This is a genomic window from Blastococcus sp. SYSU D00820 (assembly GCF_054050695.1).
Genome location: NZ_JBJGZW010000016.1, coordinates 104,152 through 110,151 on the forward strand (window position 1 = coordinate 104,152; position 6,000 = coordinate 110,151).

At 75.2% G+C, this 6,000-nt stretch carries 8 protein-coding genes; 2 read left to right on the top strand and 6 right to left on the bottom strand.

Features of this window, described 5'->3' with window-relative positions; genetic code table 11:
- Nucleotides 1-20: 20 nt before the first annotated feature.
- The gene (locus ACI79R_RS16710) at nucleotides 21-311 is read right to left on the bottom strand and encodes a flagellar FlbD family protein (protein ID WP_456574771.1); all 291 of its coding nucleotides are present in this window, start codon (nucleotides 309-311) and stop codon (nucleotides 21-23) included.
- Between the two features lie 160 nt (nucleotides 312-471).
- Here ACI79R_RS16710 and ACI79R_RS16715 point away from each other — a divergent pair, with 160 nt between their 5' ends.
- Entirely contained in the window at nucleotides 472-1,254 is a 783-nt protein-coding gene (locus tag ACI79R_RS16715) for an isocitrate lyase/PEP mutase family protein (RefSeq protein WP_456574772.1), read from the top strand.
- Nucleotides 1,255-1,387: 133 nt separating this feature from the next.
- Nucleotides 1,388-2,086, top strand: a complete 699-nt coding sequence (locus tag ACI79R_RS16720; protein ID WP_456574773.1) for a response regulator — start codon at nucleotides 1,388-1,390, stop codon at nucleotides 2,084-2,086.
- A gap of 108 nt (nucleotides 2,087-2,194) precedes the next feature.
- Here ACI79R_RS16720 and ACI79R_RS16725 read toward each other — a convergent pair whose 3' ends face one another.
- From ACI79R_RS16725 to ACI79R_RS16745, 5 genes are all read right to left on the bottom strand, one after another.
- Nucleotides 2,195-2,800: a hypothetical protein gene (locus ACI79R_RS16725; protein WP_456574774.1), complete on the bottom strand. Its 606-nt coding sequence runs from the start codon at nucleotides 2,798-2,800 to the stop codon at nucleotides 2,195-2,197.
- 182 nt (nucleotides 2,801-2,982) lie between these two features.
- Nucleotides 2,983-3,642: a response regulator gene (locus tag ACI79R_RS16730; protein WP_456574775.1), complete on the bottom strand. Its 660-nt coding sequence runs from the start codon at nucleotides 3,640-3,642 to the stop codon at nucleotides 2,983-2,985.
- Nucleotides 3,639-4,322, bottom strand: a complete 684-nt coding sequence (locus tag ACI79R_RS16735) for a signal peptidase I (protein ID WP_456574776.1) — start codon at nucleotides 4,320-4,322, stop codon at nucleotides 3,639-3,641. The genes ACI79R_RS16730 and ACI79R_RS16735 overlap by 4 nt, the downstream gene beginning before the upstream one ends.
- A 41-nt stretch (nucleotides 4,323-4,363) precedes the next feature.
- Nucleotides 4,364-4,981 (bottom strand): TasA family protein, encoded by a 618-nt coding sequence (locus ACI79R_RS16740; RefSeq protein WP_456574777.1) that lies wholly within the window; start codon nucleotides 4,979-4,981, stop codon nucleotides 4,364-4,366.
- Between the two features lie 201 nt (nucleotides 4,982-5,182).
- Nucleotides 5,183-5,836 carry a signal peptidase I gene (locus ACI79R_RS16745; RefSeq protein ID WP_456574778.1) on the bottom strand — a complete coding sequence of 218 codons (654 nt, stop codon included), beginning with the start codon at nucleotides 5,834-5,836 and terminating at the stop codon, nucleotides 5,183-5,185.
- Nucleotides 5,837-6,000: the final 164 nt, after the last annotated feature.

Here is a 6,000-nt window from a genome sequence, read left to right on the forward strand (position 1 = left end):
TGTCACCCGTCAAACGCAGGTCAGTGGCGCCAGCTCACCGGGAACGAGTGGGTCTCCCCGCCGGAGTAGAGCTCGGCGACCACCTGCGCGTGCGGCGTGACGTCCTCACCGCGGTCCAGGGCGTAGCAGGTGGCGAGGTCGCCGGCGCGGGCGTCGCGGATCCGCCGGATGACCTGGTCGACGGTCTCCCGGACGCAGTAGTGGGTGCCGTCGAGCAGGAAGACGACGGTGTCGGGGCAGGCCTCGACCCGCTGGATGTCGTCGGGGTGCACGGAGCAGCGTTCCCCCGTGCGACGGGTGAGACCGATCATCGCGGTCCTCCTGCTGGGCGGGGCTTCGGGCCCCGGTGGCGCCCCTCGTCGGGCACTACCGGAGATCGACGGGCAGCACCCCGGTCTTGAGTCGTACCGCGCGGCCTGCCTCCGCGGGGTGAACCCGTTTCCCCGTCCGGCGGACCGTAGGTTGGCCGGCATGCCCGCTCTCGCCGACCGCGCCCGGACCCTGCTCGACCTGCACACCGCCCCCGAGGTGCTGGTGCTGGCCAACGTGTGGGACGTCGCGAGCGCGCGGGTGGTGGCCGGCACGCCGGGCACCGGCGCTCTGGCCACCGCCAGCCACGCCATCGCCGCGGCCGCCGGCTACGAGGACGGCGAGCGGATCCCGCTGGACCTGCACCTGGACGTCGTCGGGCGGATCGCCGCGGCCGTCGACCTGCCGGTCAGCGCCGACCTCGAGGCCGGCTACGGCGATCCCGGGGAGACCACCCGCCGGGCGATCGCGGCCGGCGTCGTCGGCGCCAACCTCGAGGACGGCATGCGCCCGCTCGACGAGGCGGTGGCCGCCGTCGAGGCCGCGCTCCGGGCCGGCCGCGACGCCGGCATCGACCTGGTGCTCAACGCCCGCACCGACGTCTTCCTGCTCGCCGCGCCCGACGCCGACCGGGGTGCGCTGCTCGACGAGGCGCTCCGCCGCGGCCGCGCCTTCCTGGCCGCGGGCGCCCCCGTCGTCTTCGTGCCCGGGGTGGTGGACCGGGAGGAGATCGCGGCGCTGGTCGACGGCCTCGGCCCGGGGCGGCTGAGCCTGCTCGCCGTCCCCGGGGCCACGCCGCCGGTCCGGGAGCTGCAGGAGCTCGGCGTCGCCCGCGTCTCCACCGGGCCCAACGCGCAGCGGGCGGCGCTGACCGCGCTGCAGGACGCCACCGCGGCGCTCCTGGCCGGCGGAGTCCTGCCGCCGGGCACCCGCCGGGTCGTCTGAGCCCCGCGACTCACCCTCCGGGGGGAGGGCCGCCCGCCCCCGGTCAAGCCCCGTCCCCGCGGGGCCGATCACCCGGTCAGGTGACGGGACCGCCGTCGCCGGGCGTTCGTCCACGGGGACGGGAGGAAGAGTCGTGTCGGGTAACTCCGTGCTGGTCGTCGAGGACACCGAGGAGATCCGCGAGCTCGTCGTGACCGTGCTCGGCCGGGCCGGGCTGGACGTCCGGGCGGTCGGGTCCGGTGCCGAGGCGCTGGCCGAGATCCGGCGGTCGGTGCCCGACGTCGTCGTCCTGGACCTGGGGCTGCCCGATGCCGACGGCACCGAGGTCTGCCGGCAGATCCGCGCGGAGAGCGAGTGCTACGTGCTCATGCTCACCGCGCGTGCCGAGGAGGTCGACCTGCTCATCGGCCTGGCCGTCGGCGCCGACGGCTACATGGCCAAGCCCTTCTCGCCCCGCGAGCTCGTGGCCCGCGTGCAGGTCATGCTGCGCCGTCCGCGCGTCGCGGCGGCCCCGGCCGCGCCCGTCGAGGACACCGTCCGCCGGCTCGCCGAGCTGGAGCTGGACGAGGACAGCCGCGAGGTGCGCGTGGACGGCTCGGTCGTCGACCTGACCCGCACCGAGTTCGACCTGCTCGCCGCCCTCGTCTCCCGGCCGGGCCGGGTGCTGCAGCGCGAGACGCTGCTGCGCGAGGTCTGGCAGACCGACTGGGAGGGCAGCGTCCGCCTGGTCGAGGCGCACATGTCCAACCTGCGCCGCAAGCTGCAGGCGGCGGGGCTGAGCTCGCCGGAGATCAAGACCGTGCGCGGGGTCGGGTACCGACTCGTCGCCTGAGCGGCCGCCGGCCGGCGGAGCCGGGAACGCGGAGGGGCCCGGACCTGATCCCAGGTCCGGGCCCCTCCGCGTTCCCGGTCAGCAGCGTCCCGGTCAGCAGCGTCCGGGTCAGCAGCGGACGGGGTTGCTGAGCGCCGAGGTGGCCGTCCACCCGTAGGAGGTCAGGGTGACCATCGACAGCTGGGCGGCGTAGTTGACCACGCTGGCGTCGTACTGGCCGGTCATCGAGGTGTCGGTGGCGGCGGCGTCGCCCATGTCGACCGACCAGCCGTTGTTGAGGAAGGCGGTCATGCGGTAGCCGCTGACGCCGCGGGTGGTGGTGCTGGGCGACCACCGCAGGGTCGCGAACATCTCGGTGTCCTTGATCGTCTGCGTCGTCGTGTACTGGTTGACCCCCGGACCGGAGGCGGTCGTCGTCGTGTCGCTCTCCACGTTGGTCCTGCTCGACGCCGTGCTCGACGACTGCGAGTAGGCCACCTGCCACGTCGCTCCGGTGTAGGGGTTCCGCTCGTACGTGCGCTTGATCGTGGTCGTCGTGGTGATGCACGAGGTGTCGACCCGGACCTGGGTCGGCGGCGCGACGGTCAGGCTGGTGACGCTCGTCGCGGGCAGTGCTCGGCTGGCGCTGAACTGGGCCTGTGCCGGCAGAGCGGCGGCGACGACCGCGACGACCGAGGTGCCGAGGACCAGCAAGGCGCGGCGGGTGCGGTTCATCTCGCGATCTCCTCCTCGGTTCGGCGGGGGACGTCGGGGCGGTGCTCGGGGGGCATCTGTTCTCCTCCTGCCGCCGGTGCCCCGGGGGGCGGACCACTGGCGACAGGGACGACTCTGCCGCCCGCAGCGCAGGGGATCCGCACGGCAACCGCAAGATCAGCGCAAGGGCGTGGAGCGCCGGCTCAGGCGCCGGCGACCGAGCGGAGCTCGCGCACCAGGTGGTGGGCGAGGACGCCGCGGCGGGCGTCGCGGGCGATCGCCTGGCAGACGTCCGCGACGGCCTGGTGGCCCAGCTGGGCGCTGGTCCCGGCCAGGGTGGTGGAGGCCTGGGCGAGTGCCGCCACGTCCCCTGCCCGGGCGCCTGCCGCGATGGCGGTCACCCGGTCGGCCAGGGCGCCGGCGTAGAGGTCCTGCAGCCGGTCCATCACGTCGGCGCCCACCTCGGGGTCGGGCGTGCCGCCGGTGGTCGCCGCCGGGGCGGTGACCCGGTCCAGCAGGAACAGCAGGAGGACGTCGGCGCCGACGGGCTTGGGCAGGCAGGCGATGGCCCCGGCGGCGAGCGCGGCGGCGCGCTCCTCCGGACCGGTGCTGCCGGCGACGGCGAGCAGCCGGGCCCGGGAGCCCACGAGGCGGAGGCGGCGCAGCAGCGCCGGGCCGTCCCCGGAGTGCTCGGGCAGGTCGGTCACCACCAGGTCCAGCTCCAGCCGCCGGGCCAGCGCCAGGGCCTCGCGGACGTCGCCCGCCTCGTGCACCTCCCAGCCGCCGAGCTGCAGGAGCTCGGCCAGGCGGCTCCGGTGGCCGGCGTCGGCGTCGACGACCAGCGCGCGGCGGGCGCCGGTCATCGCGAGGCCTCCGCGTCCGCGTCGTCGTCGGTGGCGTCGGCGTCGGCGTCGGCGTCGTCCTCGTCCTCGACCGGCCGCCAGATCGTCAGCAGCAGCCAGGCGGCGAGCAGGGCCGGGGCGCCGTAGACGAGGGCCTTGCTGACCAGCGGGTCGCGCAGGGCGGTGATCACGTTGCCGATGCCCGGGACGACAGCGCGCACCTGGTAGGCGGTGTCGCCGCTCAGGACGGCGGTCCAGGGGTCGATCGCGTCGTTGGCGTCGCCGGCGGTCTGGACCGCCACGCTGCCGTCGGCGCCGTGCTCCACCGAGACGACCCGGTGGGTGACGACGCGGTGGTCGTCGATCGGGATGTGGTAGCTGATGACCATGCCCTCGCGGACGTCCTCGACGGCCAGCGGCGTGGTGACCACGACGTCGCCCGGCTCGATCCCCGGGGCCATGCTCGCGGTGAGCATCGTCGCCGTCCGGTAGCCGAAGACGTGCGGGCCGACGGCCAGGCCGAGGAAGGCCAGGACCGCCACCGCGACGAGCAGCCGGGTGGCCCAGCGGACGGTGACGCGGAGCGCGGCGCGGAGGAGGCCGGTCCGGCCGGCGGCCGGGGCCGCGGCCGGGGCCGCGGCCTCCGCAGCCGGGCGCAGCGCGAGCGCTGCGGCCGGGCGGCTGGCGAGCATGGCGGTCATCAGGGTCTCCAGAGAGGGCGTCGGCGGGGGGACCGGACGGGTCAGCGGTTGGTGGCGGCGCGCTGGGTGCCGGTGAAGACCAGGCTCAGGGTGCTGGTCTTGTTCTGGAAGGTGTTGTCGGCGCTGGTGGGCAGGCTGATGGAGAAGGTGAGGTAGTCGGTGCCGCCGGCGGTGAGGCTGTTGAGGCCGTTGAGCACGCGGTTGGAGACGACGGGGCCGGAGCCGAGGTCGGCGGTGGTGCCCGAGCAGGTGTAGGTGGGGGCCTGGGCGGTGCCGCCCTGGGTCCACGGGACGGTGCAGGACTTCACGTTCAGCTGCAGGCCGTTGACGGTGTCGGTGTTCAGCACGCTCGAGGTGGTGGCGGTGACGCCGAGGGTGACCGAGGAGAGCGCGGAGCTGCCGCTGTTGGTCAGGGTGACCGCGCGGGTCATGGAGTCGCCGGGGATGAAGTTGCCCGTGGTGGCGGGGATGGCGGCGCCGGCGGTGGCCAGGTCGATGTTGACGGTGCCGGAGGTGACGGCGGTGCTGATCGGGGTGGTGCTGTCGGTGAAGGTGCCGAAGGTGCCGAGGCCGGCGACGGCGGCGGCGGCGCCGAGGACGCCGAGGGAACCGATGACCTTGCGGGCGGTGCGGGCCTTGCGGGGGGCGACCTTGCTCATGTCCGTGTCTCCTTGGGCGGGGCCGGGGCGGGGTGTCCCGGCGACACAGACGACTCTGAGCCGCCAACCGCAGGCCCTCCGCCCGCGATCCGCAAGGGATCCGCAAGATCGGCGCGCGTTCCCCGCGGCCGCGCGCGGGGGGAGACAGCGCCGTGCTCCGGAGGCCGGGAGCCGCCGGAGCACGGGGTCGGGGAGGGTCGGTCAGCCGGCGCGGGTCGCGGCCGGGGCGTCCTCGGCGTCGAGGTGGCGGGTGGGCCGCCAGATGGCGATCAGCAAGACCACCGAGAGGAACACCGGCGCCATCTGCACGAGCAGGGTGCGCACCGGCGGGCTGTTCAGGACGCCGGCCAGGTCGCCGACGCCGGGGACGACGGCCTGCATCGCGTAGGCGGTGTCGCCGCGGAGCTGGGCGGTCCACGGATCGGGCATCCGGTTGGCGTCGCCCTGCGTCCGCACCGTCACGGTGCCGCCGGGGCCGCGCTCGACCTCCACGACCCGGTGGGTGACGACGCGGCGGTCGCCGACGGGGATCCGGTAGGTGATGACCATGCCCTCGCGGACGTCGGCCAGGGCGATGGGCGTGCTGACGACGACGTCTCCGCGGTCGATGCTCGGGGCCATGCTGTCGGTGGCCATGATCGCCGTCCGGTAGTCCAGGACGTGCGGGCCGACGGCGAGGCCGAGGACGGCCAGGACGGCGGTGCTCACCGCCATCCGCAGCGACCAGCGGGCGGTGAAGCGCAGCGCCGCGCGGACGGGGCGCCGCCGGCGGCGGGCCGGAGCGGGGTGGACCGCTCCGCCCGCGGGCAGGAGCAGGGGCTGCGCTGCCCGCGGGGCGGGGAGGACGGCGGTCATGGCGGGATCTCCGGTGATCTCGTCGAGGCCTGCGGGCGTCAGCGGTTGGTGGCGGCGCGCTGGGTGCCGGTGAAGACCAGGCTCAGGGTGCTGGTCTTGTTCTGGAAGGTGTTGTCGGCGCTGGTGGGCAGGCTGATGGAGAAGGTGAGGTAGTCGGTGCCGCC

Bases quoted from the DNA above. Each gene is read 5' to 3' on its own strand.
- ACI79R_RS16710 (WP_456574771.1), bottom strand. From the start codon at position 311: ATGATCGGTCTCACCCGTCGCACGGGGGAACGCTGCTCCGTGCACCCC.
- ACI79R_RS16715 (WP_456574772.1), top strand. From the start codon at position 472: ATGCCCGCTCTCGCCGACCGCGCCCGGACCCTGCTCGACCTGCACACC.
- ACI79R_RS16725 (WP_456574774.1), bottom strand. From the start codon at position 2,800: ATGAACCGCACCCGCCGCGCCTTGCTGGTCCTCGGCACCTCGGTCGTC.
- ACI79R_RS16730 (WP_456574775.1), bottom strand. From the start codon at position 3,642: ATGACCGGCGCCCGCCGCGCGCTGGTCGTCGACGCCGACGCCGGCCAC.
- ACI79R_RS16735 (WP_456574776.1), bottom strand. From the start codon at position 4,322: ATGACCGCCATGCTCGCCAGCCGCCCGGCCGCAGCGCTCGCGCTGCGC.
- ACI79R_RS16740 (WP_456574777.1), bottom strand. From the start codon at position 4,981: ATGAGCAAGGTCGCCCCCCGCAAGGCCCGCACCGCCCGCAAGGTCATC.
- ACI79R_RS16745 (WP_456574778.1), bottom strand. From the start codon at position 5,836: ATGACCGCCGTCCTCCCCGCCCCGCGGGCAGCGCAGCCCCTGCTCCTG.